Origin of the sequence: Pantoea sp. BL1 (genome assembly GCF_000963985.1) — a bacterium.
Classification (GTDB): Bacteria; Pseudomonadota; Gammaproteobacteria; order Enterobacterales; family Enterobacteriaceae; genus Pantoea; species Pantoea rwandensis_B.
Map to the genome: position 1 here is coordinate 63,597 of NZ_JZRH01000036.1, position 21,118 is coordinate 84,714.

The 21,118-nt window shown below is 52.5% G+C and carries 23 protein-coding genes; 15 read left to right on the forward strand and 8 right to left on the reverse strand.

The genetic code is table 11. The features are described 5' to 3' along the window. The first annotated feature begins 65 nt into the window (after window positions 1-65). The 5 genes from rfaQ to coaD all read left to right on the forward strand — a co-directional run bounded on the left by rfaQ (window position 66) and on the right by coaD (window position 4,890). Entirely contained in the window at window positions 66-1,142 is a 1,077-nt protein-coding gene (gene rfaQ / locus VH86_RS17350) for a putative lipopolysaccharide heptosyltransferase III (RefSeq protein WP_045833641.1), read from the forward strand. Continuing rightward, window positions 1,135-2,268, forward strand: a complete 1,134-nt coding sequence (locus tag VH86_RS17355) for a glycosyltransferase family 4 protein (protein ID WP_045833642.1) — start codon at window positions 1,135-1,137, stop codon at window positions 2,266-2,268. Before rfaQ ends, VH86_RS17355 begins: the two co-directional genes overlap by 8 nt. An 85-nt stretch (window positions 2,269-2,353) precedes the next feature. Next, complete coding sequence (gene waaA, locus VH86_RS17360) at window positions 2,354-3,628, forward strand: lipid IV(A) 3-deoxy-D-manno-octulosonic acid transferase (protein ID WP_034823818.1); 1,275 nt, start codon at window positions 2,354-2,356, stop codon at window positions 3,626-3,628. Window positions 3,629-3,631: 3 nt separating this feature from the next. Further along, complete coding sequence (locus VH86_RS17365; RefSeq protein ID WP_045833643.1) at window positions 3,632-4,408, forward strand: glycosyltransferase family 2 protein; 777 nt, start codon at window positions 3,632-3,634, stop codon at window positions 4,406-4,408. Beyond that, complete coding sequence (gene coaD, locus VH86_RS17370; RefSeq protein ID WP_045833644.1) at window positions 4,405-4,890, forward strand: pantetheine-phosphate adenylyltransferase; 486 nt, start codon at window positions 4,405-4,407, stop codon at window positions 4,888-4,890. The genes VH86_RS17365 and coaD overlap by 4 nt, the downstream gene beginning before the upstream one ends. Here coaD and mutM read toward each other — a convergent pair whose 3' ends face one another. The 4 genes from mutM to radC form a co-directional block, all read right to left on the reverse strand. Next, a complete protein-coding gene (mutM, locus tag VH86_RS17375; RefSeq protein ID WP_045833645.1) occupies window positions 4,891-5,700 on the reverse strand; it encodes a bifunctional DNA-formamidopyrimidine glycosylase/DNA-(apurinic or apyrimidinic site) lyase in 810 nt (269 codons plus the stop codon). Between the two features lie 70 nt (window positions 5,701-5,770). Beyond that, the gene (gene rpmG / locus VH86_RS17380; RefSeq protein WP_001051798.1) at window positions 5,771-5,938 is read right to left on the reverse strand and encodes a 50S ribosomal protein L33; all 168 of its coding nucleotides are present in this window, start codon (window positions 5,936-5,938) and stop codon (window positions 5,771-5,773) included. Window positions 5,939-5,956: 18 nt separating this feature from the next. Beyond that, complete coding sequence (rpmB, locus tag VH86_RS17385) at window positions 5,957-6,193, reverse strand: 50S ribosomal protein L28 (RefSeq protein WP_007885297.1); 237 nt, start codon at window positions 6,191-6,193, stop codon at window positions 5,957-5,959. Window positions 6,194-6,436: 243 nt separating this feature from the next. Then, window positions 6,437-7,093 carry a DNA repair protein RadC gene (radC, locus tag VH86_RS17390; protein WP_045833646.1) on the reverse strand — a complete coding sequence of 219 codons (657 nt, stop codon included), beginning with the start codon at window positions 7,091-7,093 and terminating at the stop codon, window positions 6,437-6,439. Window positions 7,094-7,282: 189 nt separating this feature from the next. On the opposite strand from radC, the gene coaBC reads away from it, so the two are divergent. The 3 genes from coaBC (at window position 7,283) to slmA (ending at window position 9,651) form a co-directional block, all read left to right on the forward strand. Further along, entirely contained in the window at window positions 7,283-8,503 is a 1,221-nt protein-coding gene (gene coaBC / locus VH86_RS17395) for a bifunctional phosphopantothenoylcysteine decarboxylase/phosphopantothenate--cysteine ligase CoaBC (protein ID WP_045833647.1), read from the forward strand. Beyond that, the gene (dut, locus tag VH86_RS17400) at window positions 8,481-8,939 is read left to right on the forward strand and encodes a dUTP diphosphatase (RefSeq protein ID WP_034823835.1); all 459 of its coding nucleotides are present in this window, start codon (window positions 8,481-8,483) and stop codon (window positions 8,937-8,939) included. The genes coaBC and dut overlap by 23 nt, the downstream gene beginning before the upstream one ends. A 115-nt stretch (window positions 8,940-9,054) precedes the next feature. Beyond that, entirely contained in the window at window positions 9,055-9,651 is a 597-nt protein-coding gene (gene slmA / locus VH86_RS17405) for a nucleoid occlusion factor SlmA (RefSeq protein WP_045833648.1), read from the forward strand. Between the two features lie 95 nt (window positions 9,652-9,746). Here slmA and pyrE read toward each other — a convergent pair whose 3' ends face one another. Next, window positions 9,747-10,388, reverse strand: coding sequence for an orotate phosphoribosyltransferase (gene pyrE / locus VH86_RS17410; RefSeq protein ID WP_034823839.1), 642 nt, complete (start codon window positions 10,386-10,388; stop codon window positions 9,747-9,749). Window positions 10,389-10,437: 49 nt separating this feature from the next. Continuing rightward, window positions 10,438-11,154 (reverse strand): ribonuclease PH, encoded by a 717-nt coding sequence (rph, locus tag VH86_RS17415; RefSeq protein ID WP_034823841.1) that lies wholly within the window; start codon window positions 11,152-11,154, stop codon window positions 10,438-10,440. Window positions 11,155-11,300: 146 nt separating this feature from the next. Between rph and VH86_RS17420 the strand changes: the two genes are divergently transcribed. Further along, complete coding sequence (locus VH86_RS17420; protein ID WP_045833666.1) at window positions 11,301-12,485, forward strand: NupC/NupG family nucleoside CNT transporter; 1,185 nt, start codon at window positions 11,301-11,303, stop codon at window positions 12,483-12,485. Window positions 12,486-12,552: 67 nt separating this feature from the next. On the opposite strand, the gene VH86_RS17425 is transcribed toward VH86_RS17420, so the two are convergent. Next, window positions 12,553-12,996, reverse strand: a complete 444-nt coding sequence (locus VH86_RS17425; protein ID WP_038649786.1) for a DUF3574 domain-containing protein — start codon at window positions 12,994-12,996, stop codon at window positions 12,553-12,555. Window positions 12,997-13,170: 174 nt separating this feature from the next. Between VH86_RS17425 and VH86_RS17430 the strand changes: the two genes are divergently transcribed. After that, the gene (locus VH86_RS17430) at window positions 13,171-14,034 is read left to right on the forward strand and encodes a YicC/YloC family endoribonuclease (RefSeq protein ID WP_045815725.1); all 864 of its coding nucleotides are present in this window, start codon (window positions 13,171-13,173) and stop codon (window positions 14,032-14,034) included. Between the two features lie 606 nt (window positions 14,035-14,640). Next, a complete protein-coding gene (locus tag VH86_RS17435; RefSeq protein ID WP_045833649.1) occupies window positions 14,641-15,123 on the forward strand; it encodes a type VI secretion system tube protein TssD in 483 nt (160 codons plus the stop codon). 394 nt (window positions 15,124-15,517) lie between these two features. Here the strand turns inward: VH86_RS17435 and VH86_RS17445 are convergent, their stop codons facing one another. After that, window positions 15,518-16,030: a DUF2778 domain-containing protein gene (locus VH86_RS17445; RefSeq protein WP_045833651.1), complete on the reverse strand. Its 513-nt coding sequence runs from the start codon at window positions 16,028-16,030 to the stop codon at window positions 15,518-15,520. Window positions 16,031-16,529: 499 nt separating this feature from the next. Between VH86_RS17445 and lpxP the strand changes: the two genes are divergently transcribed. From lpxP to VH86_RS17465, 4 genes are all read left to right on the forward strand, one after another. After that, window positions 16,530-17,453: a kdo(2)-lipid IV(A) palmitoleoyltransferase gene (gene lpxP / locus VH86_RS17450; RefSeq protein ID WP_045833652.1), complete on the forward strand. Its 924-nt coding sequence runs from the start codon at window positions 16,530-16,532 to the stop codon at window positions 17,451-17,453. A 139-nt stretch (window positions 17,454-17,592) separates the two neighbouring features. Continuing rightward, entirely contained in the window at window positions 17,593-19,047 is a 1,455-nt protein-coding gene (locus tag VH86_RS17455) for an efflux transporter outer membrane subunit (RefSeq protein ID WP_045833653.1), read from the forward strand. A 72-nt stretch (window positions 19,048-19,119) separates the two neighbouring features. Next, window positions 19,120-20,262: an alanine racemase gene (locus tag VH86_RS17460; protein ID WP_369800359.1), complete on the forward strand. Its 1,143-nt coding sequence runs from the start codon at window positions 19,120-19,122 to the stop codon at window positions 20,260-20,262. A gap of 218 nt (window positions 20,263-20,480) precedes the next feature. Further along, the gene (locus tag VH86_RS17465) at window positions 20,481-20,876 is read left to right on the forward strand and encodes a hypothetical protein (protein WP_034823851.1); all 396 of its coding nucleotides are present in this window, start codon (window positions 20,481-20,483) and stop codon (window positions 20,874-20,876) included. The last annotated feature ends 242 nt before the right edge of the window (window positions 20,877-21,118 follow it).

A 21,118-nucleotide genomic window follows, 5' to 3' on the forward strand; every position in this document is an offset into this window, starting at 1 on the left:
GCTGGCTTTCGCCCTATAGGGGTTTGCCCTACAATCAGCTCACTGAAATTTGAGATCATTTGAGTATGGCAAGCCCGATTCCAGTCCAATTTGCACCGAAAAACATTCTGCTGATCAAGCTGCGCCATCACGGCGATATGCTGCTGACCACGCCCGTTATCAATGCGCTCCGCCAACGCTATCCCCAGGCCAACATCGACGTCCTGTTGTACAAAGAGACGCGGCCGATGCTGGAAGCGCACCCCGCTATTCGCCAGTTGCACATCATTGACCGCAACTGGAAAAAAGAGGGTGGCTGGCAGAAGTTCCGCCACGAGATGGCTCTGCTTTCAGCTGTACGTGCCTGTCATTATGACCTGGTGATTAACCTCGCCGACCAGTGGCGTAGCGCGATTATCACGCGTTTTTCAGCCGCTCCGGTGCGTATTGGGTTTGCCTACGCCAAACGTGATCACGCCCTGTGGCGTTGGTGCCATAACTATCTGGTTTCGACAAAAACACATAATCAATTGCATACCGTCGAGCAGAATATGGCGGCGCTTGAGCCGCTAGGTATCAGCGCGGAAGGTGCAAAAGCCTCAATGCACTTTAGTGCGGCAGACAAACAGAAAGTGCAGGATGCATTGGCTCAGCAACAGGTCAGCGGGCCGTTTATCGTGTTACAGCCGACATCGCGTTGGGTATTTAAATGCTGGGAAGATGAAAAGGTCGCGCAGCTGATTGATACGCTCGCGGCTGACGGCCATACCCTTGTTCTTACCGCTGCCCCAGACCAGAAAGAGCAAGCGATGATTGCCCACATTCAGTCGCTGTGCCACAGCCAGAATGTGGTTTCACTTGCTGGGCAGTTTTCATTGCCGCAACTGGCGGCATTGATTGATGCCGCGCAGCTATTTATCGGTGTGGATTCTGCCCCCATGCACATGGCCGCCGCACTCGATACACCCTGTCTTGCGCTGTTTGGCCCCACCAAACTGCAACACTGGCGTCCGTGGGGTGAAAACAATCGCGTGATCTGGGCCGGTGATTATGCACCGCTGCCTTCGCCAGACGACATCGATACCAAAACAGAACAGCGCTATCTCTCAGCCATTCCGGTGGATGATGTGGTGGCCGCCGCCAGGAGTTTTTTGCATGACTAAGTTACGCCTGGCGATTGTCCGGCAGAAATATCGTCCGGATGGCGGTGCCGAGCGTTTCATCTCGCGGGCGCTGGAAGCACTGGACAGCGAACAGCTCGATCTGAATATCATCACACGTAGCTGGCAGGGCACACCCAATCCGGCCTGGCATCTGCACATCTGCAATCCCGCCAAATTTGAACGCGTATCGCGCGAACGCGGTTTTGCCCGCGCGGCACGTGCATGCTGGGAACGTGAAAAGTTCGATATCGTGCAGAGCCACGAACGCATTGCGGGCTGCGATATTTTTCGCGCCGGTGATGGCGTCCATCGCGTGTGGCTGGAACAACGTGCGCGTATCGTCTCACCCTGGCAGCGTTTGAGCGCCAGCCTGAGTCCTTACCATCGCTATGTTTTGCAGGCTGAAGCAGAGATGTTCAATGCAGCATCTTTAAAAGCAGTAATCTGTAACTCTGAGATGGTGAAGCAAGATATTTTGCGTCATTTCACGCTAGATGCCAGCAAAATCCATGTCATTCACAACGCCATTGATAGCCAGCGTTTCCAGCCAGCAACAGAAGCTCAGCGCTATGCCATGCGCCAGCAATTGACGCTGCCACAAGATGCCACGGTGATGATCTACGTGGGTTCAGGCTTTGAGCGCAAAGGCTTGAAAGCCGCCATCGAAGCACTCGCCCACAGCGATCGCTATCTGGTTGTGGTTGGCCAGGACAAGCAACTTTCACGCTATCAGCAGTTGGCTAACCAGCTTAATTGCCTCGATCGCTTGCGCTTTGTTGGCGTGCAGCAGGATGTGCAGCCCTATTATCACGCCGCTGACGCCTTACTGTTGCCCACGCTTTATGATCCTTTTCCGAATGTGGTGCTGGAAGCGATGGCCTGCGGTTTGGCCGTGATTACCAGCACCGGCTGTGGCGGCGCAGAATTTATTCAAGCCGGCCAGGAAGGCTTCGTTTGTGATGCATTAGATATCAAGGCATTAAATGACGCCATTGTCGCCACACCTGCACTTTCGCAGAATTCTGCCATGGGTGAAGCCGCACGCCGCAGAATCGAACCTTTTGGTCCGCAGCGGCTGGCGCAGTCGCTGACTTCACTCTATCAGCAGGTGCTGAATGCCAGCTGACGAAGTGGTATGAGCAGGCGGTCAGTTTCTGATAACATGCCGCCTTTCATGTGTTTTTTGACGCGAATCTGTCGTAACGATAACTATGACAACTCTATACACAGCCCTGCTCTATTTAATACAGCCACTGATCTGGCTGCGCCTGTGGCTGCGCGGTCGAAAAGCACCGGCCTATCGTAAACGCTGGGCGGAACGTTACGGCTACTGCGCGGGCAAAGTTGAACCGCACGGTATCGTGCTGCATTCCGTTTCTGTGGGTGAGACGCTCGCTGCCGTGCCGCTGGTGCGCGCATTGCGCCATCGCTATCCCACACTGCCCATCACCGTGACCACCATGACGCCCACGGGTTCCGAACGCGCTCAGTCCGCGTTTGGTAAAGATGTGCATCATGTCTATCTGCCCTATGATTTGCCCGGTTCGATTAACCGTTTCCTCGATACCGTTGATCCTCGTCTGGTGATCATCATGGAGACCGAGTTGTGGCCGAACATCATCCGTATTCTGCACCAGCGCCAAATTCCGCTGGTCATTGCCAATGCCCGTCTGTCAGAGCGTTCGGCCAAAGGTTATAAAAAACTCGGTGGCTTTATGCGTGATTTGCTGCAGCGCATCACGCTGATAGCAGCGCAGAACAACGAGGATGCTGAGCGATTCCTCAGCCTCGGCCTTAAACGAACGCATCTCGCCGTCACCGGTAGCCTGAAGTTTGATATCTCTGTAACGCCAGAACTGGCGGCCCGTGCGGTCACCCTGCGCCGTCAATGGGCATCGCGCCGCCCGGTGTGGATCGCAACCAGCACGCACGAAGGCGAAGAGACCATCATCCTCGATGCGCATCGTCGTCTGCTGCAGCAGTTCCCCGATCTGATGCTGATTCTGGTGCCACGCCATCCTGAACGTTTCAAAGATGCCTGTGAACTGACGCAAAAGCGCGGTTTCAGTTTCACTCTGCGCAGCAGCGGTGAAATTCCGTCTGGCGCAACGCAGGTTGTGATTGGCGACACCATGGGTGAATTAATGCTGCTTTACGGCATCGCCGATATCGCCTTTGTTGGTGGCAGTCTGGTAGAACGCGGCGGTCATAATCCGCTGGAACCGGCCGCCCATGCTATTCCGGTGCTGATGGGTCCGCATATCTGGAACTTCAAAGATATCTGCGCCAAATTGCAGCAGGCAGAAGGCCTGATCACCGTCACCGACGTGGTTTCGCTGGAGAAACAGGTGGCCAACCTGTTGCAGGATGATGATTACCGCCGCTATTACGGTCGCCACGCTGTCGAAGTGCTGCATCAAAATCAGGGCGCATTGCAGCGTCTGCTACAGTTACTCGAACCACATTTGCCGCCACGAGCTCATTAACGCATGCCACAACGCCAACGTCTTTCCGTGGTGATGATCGCCAAAAACGAAGCTGAATTGCTGCCGGAGGCGCTGGCCTCAGTGAGCTGGGCAGATGAGATTGTGCTGCTGGATTCAGGCAGCCAGGATAACACCGTAGCAGTGGCCCGCGCGCACGGCGCGCAGGTGCATCAGGCTGAAGGCTGGGCGGGTTTCGGCAAGCAGCGCCAGCGTGCACAAGCTCATGCAAGCGGCGATATGATTCTGATGCTGGATGCCGATGAACGTGTCACACCCGAGTTGCGCCGCGCGATTGAAAACGTACTTGAGCAGCCACCCTCCGCTACCGTTTATAGCCTGGGACGCAGCAATTTGTTTCTTGGCCGCTTTATGCGCCATAGTGGCTGGTATCCGGATCGCGTGATGCGCCTCTATCCTCGCGCACTCAATTACAATGACAATCTGGTGCACGAATCGCTGGAAACCCAGGGCGCATCGGTGGTGGCGTTACCAGGCGATCTCCAGCATCTCACCTGCCGCGATTTGATCGCTTTCCAACGCAAACAGATGAATTATGCCGAAGCCTGGGCGCAAGAACGTTTTCAGCGAGGCAAGCGTTGTGGCATCTTCTCGATTTTCAGCCACACGTTGGGCGCATTCCTTAAGACGTTGCTGCTGCGTGCCGGATTCCTTGACGGCAAGCAGGGCTGGATTCTGGCCGTCGTGAACGCACAATACACCTTTAACAAATACTCAGCGCTCTGGGCGCTGCATCACACCTCAACTCAAGGTCGCGTATGAGCACCAAAGCGATTTATCCCGGCACGTTCGATCCCATCACGTTGGGCCATGTGGATATTGTGACGCGCGCGGCGCAGATGTTTGATCGCATCGTGGTTGCCATTGCCGCCAGTCCCAGCAAAAGGCCGCTGTTTACACTCGATGAGCGCGTAGATTTGGCACGGCAGGCTACTCAGCACTTAGCCAATGTTGAGGTTTTGGGTTTTAGCGATTTGATGGCGAACTTCGCCAAAGCGCAAAATGCCAATGTGCTGGTGCGAGGACTGCGTGCAGTGTCAGATTTCGAATATGAGCTGCAGCTGGCACAGATGAACCGTCATCTGCTTCCTTCACTGGAGAGTGTATTTCTGATGCCGTCCGAAGGATTCTCGTTCGTGTCATCGTCGCTGGTGAAGGAAGTGGCGCGTCATAAAGGTGATGTGCAGGCATTTCTGCCTGCCGTGGTGCATCAGGCATTGCTGGCAAAACTGGCGCAGCCCTGATTAATGCTGGCAGCGAGGGCACCAGAAGGTGCTGCGCTGGCCATGTTTGCCGCTGACGATTGGCGTACCGCAGGCTCGGCAGGGTTCGCCCGCTCGGCCATAGACCTGCAATTCCTGAGCAAAGTAGCCAGGCTTCCCATCCGTTTGCAGGAAATCACGTAGCGTGGTACCGCCCTGCTCAATCGAACGCAGCAATACGGCCTTGATTGTCGCCACCATCAACTCCGCTTCATCACGACTCAAACTCATCGCCGGTCGATCGGGTAAGATCCCGGCGGTAAACAGTGATTCGCTGGCGTAAATGTTGCCCACGCCAACCACCACTTTGTTATCCATCAGCCACTGTTTAATGACCGTGCGTTTGCCGCGCGACTTCTCAAACAGATAAGCACCATCGAATTCGCTGCTGAGCGGCTCAGGACCGAGATGTGCCAGTACGCTGCTGCCTTCCAGATCAGGAGTCCACAACCACGCACCAAAGCGGCGTGGATCGGTATAACGCAGCACCTTGCCGTTGCTCATCACCAAATCGACGTGATCGTGTTTTGCGGCGGGTTGCTCACCAGGAAGGACTCGAAGGCTGCCAGACATGCCGAGGTGAATGATAATCCAGCCGTGTGGCAGTTCCAGCAGCAGGTATTTTGCGCGCCGTTGCACGCTCAGCACCGGCTGGTCACTTAGCGCATGGATTTCGTGCGAGACCGGCCAGCGCAGGCGTGAATTACGCACAATCGCATGCAAAATGGTCGCGCCTACCATATGTGGCTCAATACCACGTCGGCTGGTTTCTACCTCTGGTAATTCAGGCATGTCATCTCCTCAACAAACCGCAGAAACAAAAAACCCGGCCGAAGCCGGGTTTTTCGCAAGAACACTAAAATTACTTAATTTTAGCTTCTTTGTAGATCACGTGCTGACGTACAACCGGATCGAACTTTTTCAGTTCCAGTTTCTCTGGTTTAGTACGTTTGTTCTTCGTGGTGGTATAGAAGTGACCTGTACCAGCAGAGGAAACCAGCTTGATCTTCTCACGAATACCTTTAGCCATGATTCAGTTCCTTAGTACTTAGTACTTCTCACCACGGGCGCGGATTTCGGTCAGAACCGTATCAATGCCCTTTTTATCAATAACACGCATACCTTTAGCAGATACACGCAGAGTAACGAAGCGCTTTTCGCTCTCAACCCAGAAACGGTGAGAGTGCAGGTTCGGCAGGAAACGGCGTTTCGTCGCGTTCATTGCGTGGGAACGGTTGTTACCCGTCACCGGACGCTTTCCAGTTACCTGGCAGACTCGTGACATTTCTATTCTCCAAAAATCAAATCAGCTCGAGCTTTAAAAACTAGGTTTTGGCCGCCTCGTCAGGCCTTAGCCCGCCCAGGCGAGTTCCATGTGAACCCGCTAAGCTGGCCCAAACGCCAAACCCGAGATTCTCAAAGGTGGCGTAGTATACGCCGCTCAGCCCGAGTGCTCAAGTCCCGAACAAATAAAGATCCCGATGGATCGCGTGAAAATGCATCATTTCTGCTCAATCGGGCGGATGTTTTACAGCCATCCGCGTTCTGCGAAAGAGGTAAACTCGCCATGACCGATCACCAAATGATCCAGTAAGCGAATATTCAGCAGCGCGCAAGCCTGCCCGACTTTAACGGTGATATCGCGATCGGCACGGCTCGGTTCAGCGACACCAGAGGGATGATTATGCGCCAGAATCACGGCGGCCGCGTTGAGTTTTAACGCTTCACGCACAATTTCACGTGGATGGACTTCAACACTGGCAATACTGCCGCTGAACATTTTTTGCGCCTGCAGAACCCGATGCTGATTATCCAAAAACAGCGCCATAAAAACTTCTCGCTCCTGATGCGCCAGCACACTTTGCAGGTAATGCCTTGTCACCTGTGGATTCTCCATCACATTTTCTCGCGCCAGCTGACTGGCGAAAAAACGTCGTCCCAGTTCAGCAACCGCATGCAGTTGGGTAATTTTGGCCGTGCCTACGCCTTTAATCACGCTCAGTTCTGCTTCATTTGCGGTCATGATGCGATATAGCGAGCCAAACTCGTTAAGCATTTGTCGCGCCAATATCATCACCGGGATACCGTGGCTGCCGGTGCGCAAAAAAATCGCCAGCAGTTCTGCATCGCTCAATGATTCTGCGCCTGTGATGGCCAGTTTTTCTCGTGGGGCCAGTTCCGTCATGACATTCTCCTTCCTGGGTCAGGGCGATTGTGCGTATTTGCCAGGAGGCATACCAGCTAGCCGGTCGCGATTTCAGAGCCATCTCGCAAAGGGCACAGGCCGTGAAAAGGCGGTCGATGGATTTTGTGATAAAGTTGCCTGCATCTGCCGCATCACAGCGGCAATCCGTTTTGAGTTGAGGCAAAGAACATGACGGGATTAGCCGGAAAAAAAATTCTGCTCGGCGTCAGCGGCGGTATTGCTGCTTATAAAACACCCGAGTTGGTTCGTCGTCTGCGCGATCGTGGCGCAGAGGTGCGTGTCATGATGACTGATGCAGCGAAAGCCTTTATCACCCCGCTCAGCTTACAAGCCGTTTCCGGATATCCGGTGCTGGATGATTTACTCGACCCTGCCGCTGAAGCCGCGATGGGCCATATCGAGCTGGCGAAATGGGCTGATCTGATTGTACTGGCCCCCGCGACCGCCGATTTGATCGCACGTATCACGGCAGGGATGGCTAACGATTTGGTCACCACCGCCTGCCTCGCCAGCGCAGCACCTCTGGCGATCGTGCCGGCCATGAACCAACAGATGTACCGCGCGCCGATTACCCAGGAAAATCTTCAGCGTCTCAATCAGCGAGGCGTTCTGATTTGGGGGCCAGACAGCGGCAGCCAGGCCTGCGGCGATGTGGGCCCCGGCCGCATGCTTGATCCGCTGGCAATTGTCGCTCATGCGCTGGAGTGGGCCGCGCCCGTCAACGATCTGCAACATCTCAACATTATGATCACCGCCGGTCCAACCCGTGAGGCGCTGGACCCGGTTCGTTACATTAGCAATCACAGCTCCGGTAAAATGGGGTTCGCCATTGCCGCCGCCGCAGCAAAACGTGGCGCAACGGTGACACTGGTGGCGGGCCCGGTCACACTGCCCACGCCCGCTGGCGTCACGCGCGTTGATGTGGGGAGTGCACTGGAAATGGAAGCGGCGGTGATGGCGCAAATCAGCCAACAACATATTTTCATTGCCAGCGCTGCCGTGGCAGACTACCGGGCGGCAAACATTGCCGCAGAGAAAATCAAAAAACAGGGTGGCGATGATAACGTCACGCTGCAGTTGGTGAAGAACCCGGATATTGTCGCAGGCGTAGCGGCATTGCAGAAACATCGCCCTTATGTGGTGGGATTTGCTGCCGAAACCCAGAATGTGGAAGAATACGCGCGGCAAAAACGGGTGCGAAAAAATCTGGACCTGATCTGCGCGAACGATGTGGCGCAGGCAGGACAGGGATTCAATAGCGACACCAATGCTCTTCACCTTTTTTGGCAGGAAGGAGAGAAAGTCTTACCGCTCAGTGATAAGACGCTCCTTGGCCAACAATTAATAGACGAGATTGTCAGCCGTTATGATGAAAAAAATCGACGTTAAAATTCTGGATGCGCGCGTGGGTAACGAATTCCCACTGCCAACTTATGCCACCTCGGGTTCTGCGGGTCTCGATCTGCGTGCTTGCCTTGATGGTGCACTGGAGATCTCCCCAGGCATGACCACGCTGGTGCCAACCGGTCTGGCAATTCACATTGCTGACCCTGCGCTGGCCGCTGTGATTTTGCCCCGCTCAGGTCTGGGCCATAAGCATGGGATCGTGCTGGGCAACCTGGTGGGCTTAATCGACTCCGATTATCAGGGCCAACTGATGGTCTCCGTCTGGAACCGTGGTCAGGATAGCTTTACGCTGCAGCCTGGCGACCGTTTGGCACAACTTGTCTTTGTGCCTGTGGTACAAGCCGAATTCAACCTGGTGGAAGATTTTGACACCAGCGATCGCGGCGCCGGCGGTTTCGGCCACTCCGGTCGTCAGTAACACGCGACACTTTTCGCAAGCCATCTTTTTATCTCTCGTCGCCACGGGCCAAACCGCTTGTGGCTGACGAGGCAGTATTGCCTGTTTTTGGTGAATTTCAGGGGTCTTGAAGGTCATGGCAGAAAAAAAAGCCGCGAAACGGAATCGTCGCGAAGAGATTTTGCAGGCGCTAGCGCAAATGCTGGAGTCGGGCGATGGCAGTCAGCGAATCACCACCGCCAAGCTGGCAGCCAATGTAGGCGTTTCGGAAGCGGCACTCTACCGTCACTTCCCGAGCAAAACGCGTATGTTCGACAGCCTGATCGAGTTTATTGAAGACAGTCTGATTACCCGCATCAATCTAATCCTGAAAGATGAGAAAGAAACACTCGCACGACTGCGTTTAATCGTGCAGCTGATTCTGGGATTTGGTGAGCGTAATCCGGGGCTGACGCGCATTTTGACCGGCCATGCGCTGATGTTTGAACAGGATCGTCTGCAAGGTCGCATCAACCAGCTGTTCGAACGCATTGAGGTGCAACTGCGTCAGGTGATGCGCGAGAAGAAAATGCGTGACGGTGAAGGTTTCCAGACCGATGAAACACTGCTGGCGAGCCAATTACTGGCGTTCTGCGAAGGATTGCTTTCCCGCTATGTGCGTTCTGAATTCCGCTATCGTCCAACAGCTGATTTTGAGAGCCGCTGGCCACTGATTGCGGCACAGCTAGTGTAACGATTCATCCAGCGCGCCCATGATTGGGTACGCGATAAAGTACCGTGGTTCATCATCCGGTCGCCAGCGATGGCGACCGTGATAAAGCCGCGGTGTTAGATACCGTACTCTTTACGATACGCCCGCACTTTCGCCAGATGGTCTGCCATTTCCGGCTTCTCTTCCAGATAATCAATCAGTTCCGCGAGCGTAATGATCGCCGTGACTTTGCACTGATAGTCACGTTCCACTTCCTGAATGGCGGAGATATCGCCACGGCCGCGCTCCTGGCGATCCAGCGAAATCATGACGCCCGCCAATGTGGCATTGTGCGCGCTGATGATATCCATCGATTCACGAATGGCGGTACCTGCGGTGATCACATCATCCACCAGCATCACCTTACCCTGCAGCGGGCTACCGACCAGCAAGCCGCCTTCACCATGGTCTTTGGCTTCTTTACGATTGAAGCAGTAAGGCACATCGCGATCATGATGATCGGCCAGTGCGACGGCCGTGGTGGTGGCAATCGGAATCCCTTTGTAGGCCGGGCCAAACAGCAGATCAAAATCAACGCCGCCATCCACCAGCGCCTGCGCATAGAAACGTCCCAGCAGCGCTAAGTCACGGCCGGTATTGAATAAACCGGCATTAAAGAAGTACGGGCTTTTACGACCCGATTTCAGGGTGAACTCACCAAACTTCAGCACCCCTTTGTTCAGGGCGAATTCAATAAACTGACGCTGCCAGGCTTTCATTTCTCACTCCTCAAATAAAGAAAAGGCGACTCTATGGTCGCCTGTTATATCAATTTGTTAGCGCTGCTTTTTGCGCCTGAATCAACTGCTCAATGCCGCCTCGCGCCAGCGCCAGCAGCTGCAGTAATTCCTCATGGCTGAACGGCTCGCCTTCGGCGGTGCCCTGCACTTCAATCATGCGGCCATCTTCAGTCATGACGACGTTCATATCGGTTTCAGCCGCAGAATCTTCCACGTACTCCAGATCGCACAGCGCTTCACCACCAACGATACCGACCGAAATCGCCGCCACCATGCCTTTTAACGGGCTGGCTTTTAACTTGCCCGCCGCAACCAGCGCATTCAACGCATCGGCTAACGCGACGCATGCACCGGTAATCGACGCCGTACGCGTGCCACCGTCGGCCTGAATCACGTCGCAGTCCAGTGTGATGGTGAACTCGCCCAGCGCATCCAAATCCACCGCGGCACGCAGCGAGCGAGCAATCAGACGTTGAATCTCCAGCGTACGGCCACCTTGCTTACCTTTGGCCGCTTCGCGCGCCATACGGCTGTGGGTGGAACGCGGCAACATGCCGTATTCCGCAGTGACCCAGCCCTGACCTTTGCCTTTGAGGAAACGTGGCACACCCTCTTCAACGGTGGCGGTGCACAGCACTTTGGTTTCACCGAACTCAACCAGCACGGATCCTTCTGCATGTTTGGTGTAGTGACGAGTGAGGGTGACGGGACGCACTTCAGATGCGTTACGGCCTGCTGGACGCATGGTTTCTCTCCGGCTTACTTAGGTTTGGCTGCGCATTATACGGACTTCGTGCGCGGCTGTCCTGCCTACATGCGGCACTTTTCCCGGATGAAATTTCGCCTCAGCTGTGGCTAAATGCGCCCTTTCCTCTTATAAAAAGACAAATGATGACAGCAATACTCCATTTCCTGCTGGCGCTGGTGGTGATCTTCGCCCTTGCGCTTTTGGTCAGCCATGACCGCAAACTGATTCGCCCACGTTTTATTATTCAATTGCTGGTGGTTGAAGCGGCACTGGGTTGGTTCTTCCTGCATTCTGCGGGCGGCCAGTCTGTGGTGACCGCTGTCGGCGGCTTCTTTGAAACCTTATTGACCTTTGCTGCACAAGGTACCGATTTTGTGTTCGGCAATATGGCGAAACAGGGACTGGCGTTTATTTTCCTCGGCGTGCTCTGTCCAATTGTGTTCATCTCCGCTCTGATCGGCATCTTGCAGCACTGGCGTATTCTGCCGTTGTTGATTCGTCTGGTCGGTACCCTGCTGTCGAAGGTGAACGGGATGGGCAAACTCGAATCATTCAATGCCGTGAGTACGCTGATTCTGGGTCAATCGGAGAACTTCATCGCCTATAAAGGTATCCTCGGCGATATCTCCGCACCGCGCATGTACACCATGGCCGCGACCGCGATGTCGACGGTGTCGCTATCGATTGTCGGTGCTTACATGTCGATGATTGATGCAAAATATGTGGTTGCCGCACTGCTACTGAATATGTTCAGTACCTTTATTATCCTGTCGATCATCAATCCGACACGCCCGGAAAATGAAGAACGCATTGCACTGGATAAGCTGCACGAAGACCAGAGCTTCTTTGAGATGCTGGGCGAATACATCCTGGCAGGTTTTAAAGTGGCGATGATTATTCTGGCGATGCTGATTGGTTTTATCGCCCTGATCGCCGCCATTAACGCTCTGTTTGCCGCGGTATTTGGCTACAGCTTCCAGCAACTGCTTGGCTATGTCTTCTATCCGTTTGCGTGGTTGATTGGCATTCCTTCTGCCGAAGCCCTGCAAGCGGCAAGCATCATGGCGACCAAACTGGTGGCCAATGAATTTGTGGCCATGATTGAGCTGAAGAAAGTCGCTGCGGAAATGTCACCGCGCGGTCTCGGCATTCTGTCCGTGTTTTTAGTGTCGTTTGCTAACTTTGCCTCAATTGGCATCGTGGCGGGAGCGATTAAAGGACTGAATGAGCGCCAGGGCAATGTGGTATCGCGCTTTGGCTGGAAGCTGGTTTATGGTTCCACGCTAGTGAGCCTGCTGTCAGCCGCGTTTGCAGGATTGTTCATTTAATCACAGCGGAGCGGCCAGCTAGCCGCTCTTTACAGGGCCGCGCCCATCAAAGCGGCCCTGTTCTGCTTTAGAACGCGACACACACCAGTGAATCGACACGCATCACCGACTCCTGATCGAAGCGCTTTTTATAAATGTCGCGCAGCGCATTGATGCTGTCAGAACTTGCACGGTCCGGCTGATGTATCAGCATTAGCGCTTTGCTGTTTTCACGCGCCAGCTTTCCACCCTCTCCCAGCCACTGGCCTTTACCGTCATACACTGAAAGCCCGTCTTTGAATCGTGGTGTGACATCATTATCAACAAATTGCTGCCATTCGCTGCTGCTGATGACGCCGCCTTTCGGCTTGTTCATCCCGAACCACAGGGTGGTTTGCATCATGATGTCCCCTGAGCCGCACACAGCAACAGGAGCGGTATTCGGTGGGATCTGTTCAGGAGGTGCAGCGGTTGTCTGGCATCCGGCCAGAAAGAAGACGAACGCCAACGGCATCGCCAATTTATTCAGCATCATAGCCTCAGACTGTTTAGGTATCACACAGGACATCATAGGGTGTGAAAGGTGGATACGTCATCCTTTTCACCGAAAGTTGCGCGCTGCGTTAGCTCATTGCGCTTATGCCTATCATGGTTTGGCTGCCATCACTATAATGCGAGGAACATTCCTGAAAATGAGTACAAGCTTATGATCCGCAGCATGACCGCTTACGCCCGCCGCGAAGCAAAAGGCCACTGGGGCAGCGCAGCCTGGGAAATCCGTTCGGTAAACCAACGCTATCTGGAAACCTACATCCGTCTGCCGGAACAATTTCGTAGCCTGGAGCCGGTGATTCGCGAGCGTATCCGTAATCGCCTGACGCGCGGTAAAATCGAGTGCAACCTGCGCTTTGATGCCGACCCCAGTGCGCAAGGTGAGCTGCAACTGAATGAGGCGTTGGCGAAACAGCTGGTGCGTTCCGCCAACTGGGTGAAGATGCAGACCGATGAAGGCGCGATCAATCCGCTGGATATTCTGCGCTGGCCAGGCGTGATGTCAGCTCAGGAACAGGATCTGGATGCTATCAATACCGAACTGCTGACCGCACTCGACGGCGCACTGGATGACTTCATCATTGCTCGTGAAAGCGAAGGCACTGCGCTCAAAACCCTGATTGAGCAGCGTTTAGAAGGCGTGTCGCTGGAAGTCAGCAAAGTCCGTGCGCAGATGCCGGAAGTGGTGAAGTGGCAGCGTGAGCGTCTGGTCAGTAAACTGGAAGAAGCGGAAGTGCAGCTGGAAAATACGCGCCTTGAGCAAGAACTCGTCATGATGGCGCAGCGCATTGATGTGGCGGAAGAGCTGGATCGTCTGGATGCGCACGTCAAAGAGACCTATAACATCCTGAAGAAGAAAGAAGCGGTTGGCCGCCGTCTCGACTTTATGATGCAAGAGTTCAATCGTGAGTCGAACACACTGGCCTCTAAGTCGATCAATGCCGATATCACGGCGTCAGCTATCGAGCTGAAGGTGTTGATTGAACAGATGCGCGAGCAGATTCAGAATATCGAATAATTTCCACTATTATCCATAAAAATCCATAAGCCCATGTTAAATGGGCTTTTTAATTTTTTCCATTAATGAACATGCCCATTGAAATCAACTTTTGTAGAGAGTGGATTGGTGAGTAGTTTCCGTTTATTAGTCAAAAATCATAAGTAACCATTCGCCACTACCAATGGTAACGCTATATACCAAGGTTTTGGGGGAGGCACTCCAATGATACTGATTAAGTATCCGATTGAAACGGGGGATATTACACTGGTGACCTATGGGACCCATCTATTACGTGGTGAATACTATCTTTGATACCAGCAACATCATTCATCGCTACTCACATCCGATATGAAGAAATGATTAACACTTCAGCTGCTTTCAAAGTGGATATAGTCATTAAATTTCAGGCTGTAGCTAGATAAGATGAACACTTTCTTCAGTCTATTACTCCCCCTTTCATTGCTTGAAGCCTTTAACTACAGCTCGTTAAGCAACAAGGGCGTCAAAATGTGTTTTCTTCATCCGCACGGTTTGAAGCCTCGCGCACATAACCATACAATAACTAAGAGTAACTATTGGTGCGTGCTTGCACCCGATGGATTAACAATAAAAGGACGAGTGAACATGCCAATTCCAGCTCATCTGTGGCTCAAAGACGATGGTGGTACGTTGATCAAAGGCAGTGTTGATGTGCAGCACAGAGAGAACAGCATTGAAGTTATCGGTTTTTCACATGCCATTACTCTTCCTGTTGATTCCCAAACCGGGAAGGCGACTGGCAAACGTAAACACGCTCCCATCTCATTCGAAAAGGATTTTGATGCTTCCAGCCCTTACTTGTTCAAGGCTGTAACAACCGGCCAGAAGCTTGAAGCGGCCGAGTTCAAATGGTACCGCATCAATGATGCTGGTCAGGAGCAGGAGTATTACAATATGCTACTGGAAGGGGTCACGGTTATTTCATTTAGTCCTGGGATGCCAAATACCAAAATTTCCGGCATGAACGGAACAAACCATACCGAGTCGATCGCTTTAATGTATGAGAAAATCACTCATAAGTATTGTGATGGTAATGTACAGCATTCTGATGCCTGGAATGAAAGATGAAATGAGGGGCTTACGCCCCTCTAAATCTTAAATATAATCTATTAATTCAAGGATCAAGTTAAATGAAATCATTGCAACAAGGGCAATCACATTAACCTTTAAATAATAAACAAAAAATCGTCTGGAAATTTCCTTGAACGACTTGCACCTCTCAATTACCGAGTCAAAAAAAACCCTAATAATTGAAAATGGAATCAATGAAATCAGTATAGATATATGAATGAGAACCCAATCTTTGAAATTCATCATGGGCTCGCCGTCTGGGAACACCCCAAATAAATCAGCTAATTTATTTAAAAAATCCGAGTTTATATAGTTATCGCTTACGCTGTAGTAATAATCCAGCTTAGCCATACCTATCAATACGACTATGAATACAATAAGCCATGTAAACTTACGGACAGGTCGTCCCATTATCGATAACCTCTATTTTTCCATAAGATTTAATGTTTGAGCCGGGTATCTCAAATTGAGGCTGGTTTAAAATTGCGGTTTTAATTTTGTAAAAATCTGTTCTGTGTACCAGTGTTATACACCCTTCAGACACTTGGCCCGGATGCAAACGAAAACTGCCACGTAATACACCCTCATAGAAAGTATTGTCGTCTATAACGCCATCATCTCTATAGAGCGCAAACCATTCATAATGATCTACGATTGTGCCGCGCACGATTGATAAGCCAATATCGGCAACTGCTGCACGCACCATATTAGACGCGCTCCCCCAGGGGCGATCTACAATGTAGTAATTGCCTGGCGGCGTCGGCCCCAAGCTTTTTACATGCGCGCATCCACCTTTGTTGACGTAGTTTTGCTGGCCTGAAAAAGCCATGAACGTCCCTACACCGTAAATCGTCAGTGGTGCGATATCTGCACCGTTAAGAATGAACTTCCCTTGTATCGCCATCCTTTGCTACCTCCATATAATAAACCATGGTTATTATATGGATAATATCCCTATTTTAAAGCAGACATTCACTGTTCGCTCTTCTCGTTAGCAACTTAAGACTCCTTGTAGGCGGGCGGAGTAAATCTATAATCACACCCATCACGTTTCGCTTATCCGCTAGACCAATTTACTGGCTTTTCAATGTAAAGATTGTGAAAGCTTTGATGATTATGCATGTCAATTGCTGACCAAACGTGACCTTGAATTGGCCTGATGGACTATCACAAAATGAAACTATGCTGTTGTTTATCATAACTTATTCATTTTCCAATCTCGGTAACCTCTGTCGAATAACCCCCTTCTCAATGAAACCTCTCAATCCTAAAGATTGCAGAGATTGCGTTTCTTTGAAGGCACTATTTGCTAATCTACTGGTCGTAATTAACACAGTCGTACCGCCAGGAATTCATGGACATCCTTCTTTGTGCGATACATCCACTCTTTCCCTGAAGGCGTTATGAAGAAAAACGGGCAGTTCAACACCAAACTTTTGCATCCCCGCTATTGGTTCACCTGGTTTGGGCTAGGTGTGCTGTGGTTGCTGGTGCAGCTCCCCTATCCTGTTTTAATTCGGCTTGGCGCCTCTGCCGGCAAGCTGTCGCGCCACTTCCTGAAGCGTCGTGAGCGCATCACCCGCCGCAATATTGAACTTTGCTTCCCCCATATCAATGAGGAAGATAAAGAGGTATTGATCGCGGGTAACTTTGAATCCCTTGGTATGGCGCTGGCAGAAACCGGCATTGCCTGGTTCTGGTCTGATGCGCGCGTTCGCCGCTATTTCCATGTTGAAGGTTTGCATAACCTGCAACATGCCCAACGAGATCAACGTGGCGTGATGGCGATTGGCGTGCATTTTATGTCGCTTGAGCTGGGGGGGCGCATCACCGGGCTGTGTCAGCCGATGATGGCGATGTATCGTCCGCACAATAATCAGGCAATGGAATGGGCACAGACGAAAGGTCGTATGCGATCAAATAAGGCGATGATTGATCGTCGCGATCTGCGCGGTATGGTGCAGGCGTTGAAACAGGGCGAAGCCGTCTGGTTCGCGCCAGATCAGGATTACGGCCCAAAAGGCAGCGTTTTCGCACCGCTGTTTGCTGTCGAAAAAGCGGCTACCACCAATGGCACCTTCGTTTTATCGCGTCTGGCTAAACCGGCCATGCTAACGATTGTGCTGATCCGCAACAGCGATAAGAGCGGCTATCAGCTCATCATTCAGCCGGAGTTGCAAAACTATCCGTATGAAGATGAAGCGGCTGCCGCGGCATACATGAATAAAGTGATCGAGAAAGAGATCCTGCGCGCACCTGAGCAATACTTATGGCTGCACCGCCGCTTTAAAACTCGCCCACCGGGTGAAGCGTCACTTTACGTCTAATCTGTTGATGCAGCAGGCATTCGCCTGCTGCCCCTTCTGCACTGCTCACATTTACCAACCATTCTTAACGAAAAACAGGTTTGTCAAAAATTGCACAGACTCATGTAATGGTCTGCTCTCTTCTATTCTGACCAAAAACATGAACCTGCAATTTACCACTAAACCACGCGCGCTGCTGGCGCTTGCCGTGGCCAGCGCACTGCTGGCTGGTTGTGCCAATCCGCACGGCTTACATCCTCATAACTCATTGCTCGATGCCAACTCACTGCAAGCCAATGCATCCCTTAGCGGCGCGCATTTCAGCGCAGCAAACTGGCCGAAAACCGAATGGTGGCAGGGATTCAATGATTCACAACTGAATCGGCTCATTGCTGATGCCATGACTTCAAGCCCGGACCTGCAGGTGGTGAATGCGCAGGCAGATAAAGCCAATGCGCAGGTCATTGCCGCCGATGCTGAGCGCTATCCCGATGTAGACCTCAATGCCGGAATCACGCGTTCACGTGTGGCAAAAGTCGACGACCCGCTTCTGCAAGGGAAAAGCTACAGCACGCTGCGCACGGCCAATATCGGCATGAGCTACACCTTTGATCTGTGGGGCGGCAAGAAAGATGCGGCAGAAGCCGCGCTGGGCCAGGCGCGCGCCAGTGAGTTAGATCGTCAGGCCAGCCAGTTGACACTCGCCGTCAACGTGACGCGCGCCTGGAATAACCTCAACCTGGCCTGGTCGAACGCTGAACTGGCAAAGCAGAATGCCGATCGTTCCAGTGGCATCGCCAAAATTCAGCAGCAGTATGTCAGCGCCGGTCTGACGTCCGACTATCAATATAAGCAGGCGCTGTCGCAGCAAAAAACCGCTGAAGCAACTCTGACCGAAGCCAGACAGAATGTCACCGATGCTGGCATTCAACTCTCCACGCTGATCGGCAAAGGGCCCGATTACTGGCACCAACTGAAACCGGCGAAAATGAGTGTCCCAATTGCCGCCACGCTGCCGGGTAATATTCCAGCGGAGCTTTTGGGCCGTCGCCCGGATGTGGTGGCAGCACGCTGGCGCGTAGAAGCGGCATCAAAACAAATTGCCGCAACCAAAACCGAGTTCTATCCCAACATCAACCTGGTGGCGGAAGCCGGTACACGTTCACTGCTCGGCGATGCATTTTTCGGTGCACCCAGCCGATTCTTTAACGTGGGTCCAAGTCTGTCTCTGCCGATCTTCGATGCCGGCAAGCGCCGCGCCGATTTAGCCGAAAGTGACGCTAACTATGATCTGGCCGTGGCGCAGTACAACAAGCTGCTGATTGGCTCCCTGGGTAATATCAGCGATACCATTACGCAACTGCAGTCGATTCAGGATCAGCTGGCGCAACAGCAGAGCGCGAATCAACTCATTCATAGCGCATGGGATGATTTAAACCGTGAATACACCGCAGGATTGCGTCCGTACCTTGATGTGCTAACCATTCAGAACCAACTCATCGAGTCCGATCAGAAACTGGTGGCGTTACAAGCGCAGCAGATCAATCTGGCGGTGGTGCTGATTGAAGACTTGGGGGGCGGATTCCAGAACGCTAGCGCTTCAGCTAAGGGATAAGCTGACGGCTGGCATTCTGCCGCACATTAATGAATGATAGTCCGCACCTGGAATACTTTGCGGATTATCATGATGGAACAGAATGCCAATGCCGGCTGGTTACGGCCGCTTATCGCTGACCGACTGACGCCTTATCTCGAAATTGATGCGACGCGTCTGCAACGTAATCTGCAACACATGCAGCAAAAAGCCGATGCTGCGGGTGTCGCGCTGCGCCCACACATTAAAACCCATAAGAGTGTCTGGATTGCCGAGCAGCAACGTCAATCAGGTGCGCGCGGTATTACCGTGTCAAAACCCAGTGAGGGTATTGCCTTTATCCTCGGCGGGGAGCGCGATGTACTGCTGGCTTATCCCGTTGTTCACGCCGATACACTCTCTGAATTACTGGCTGTCGCCGTGCAACATCAGGCGCGTGTCACCTGTATTGCCGACTGTGCTCTCGGCGTCACGGCCATCGCTCAAGCGCATCGCCAGCAACCCAGCTGTGAACTCTCTATCGCCATTAAAGTCGATGTGGGATTGCATCGCGTGGGAGTTGATCCGCACAGCGGTGACGCCGTGGCATTGGCGCAGCAGATTAAAGCAGCGGGATTGCCTTTTGCCGGACTGGTTTCGCACGCCGGCCATGCTTACGGCGCAGGTCATGCCGAGGCTATTGCTGAAGTTGCACAGCAAGAAATCATATTAATGCACCAGGTTCAGCAGCAATTGATCGCTGCAGGCTTTGCGCGTTGCCCCATTTCTGTTGGCTCTACGCCTACAGCACTGGCCGCGCCGGTGGCTGAAGGCAGCGACGAGATTCGTCCAGGAAATTATGCGCTGCTGGATCTTACCGCCTGGCGCCTGGGGCTGTGCACGCCCGATGCGCTGGCACTCAGCGTGGTAACGCGTGTAGTGGCGGTGAATCCGCATTTCGCGATTATTGATGCCGGCTCCAAGATGCTCAGCTCTGATAAAGGTCCGCACGGCACTAACGCCAGCGGTTTCGGTATCGCCGTTGATGAGCAGGGCAACCAATACGACGTTCTGAAGCTTTCGGAAGAGCATGGTTTTCTGCAATACGGAGATCATGCTCCGGCGCGTGGGGCTCTGCTGCGCATCTTCCCCAATCACAGCTGCGCGGTAGTGGCTCAATCTGACCGCTTTGTTTTACGCCATCAGGACGGCACAGCAGAGACGAAGGATATTCAGGGACGCGGCAAGTTTATCTGATAGCAGGATTTTTACTGGAAACCTCTGTTGCAGCACACTTCCACTATCCTGCCATTTGCAGCGGAATCCCCTTCAGTTAAGGTACTCTTTGCTGTAGGCAGTCTCATCATTCTATAGGGTACGGCCTTAAGACCGCCATTTTACTGTGGCGGTCATCATTCATCTCCAGAAGCCACCCTTACGGATTCCCTGCCTTTCATTCGCCTAACGGAGGTTCCATGCTGCCATCTCAGACAGTCACGCTGACCATTCCTCGCAACTGGTTAGATTTATATGAAACCATCTGGAAACCTGAATGCTTTGCCAAATGGGCCAGTGGGCTAAGTGCCAGTACGCTCACGCAAGAGGGTAACTACTGGAAAGCCAAAGGACCTGAAGGTTCAGTGAAAATCCGCTTCACGCCACATAACCCCTTTGGCGTCATGGATCATTGGATCGATACCGGCAGCGGTAAGGAGATTTATATGCCGATGCGCGTGATTGCTAACGAAAAGGGAGCCGAAGTGGTGATGGTGGTTTATCGCCAACCCCTTATGTCTGATGAAAAATTTTCTCAGGATGTTGCCTGGGTAAAACGCGACCTGGATCAACTTCTTCACCTGTTAACTCATTAGAATCAATGCATTATAAAAATCGTAATGCTTTAACTTTCGCTGGAAGTAATCCATAAAAAAGTCAATTTTTTCCACGTAATAGCGTTTAACTGTTTAACAATAATATCTGCTCCTTTTCGTGCTAATCACCAGTCTGGCTAAAGTCTTCTCACCAGGAAAATTCCTGGTGAGAGCACGCCCCCTAAGTCTTAGTCCCTCTGATTTATCGGTGTTTTTTCTTACTTATTCAAATGACTTGTTTA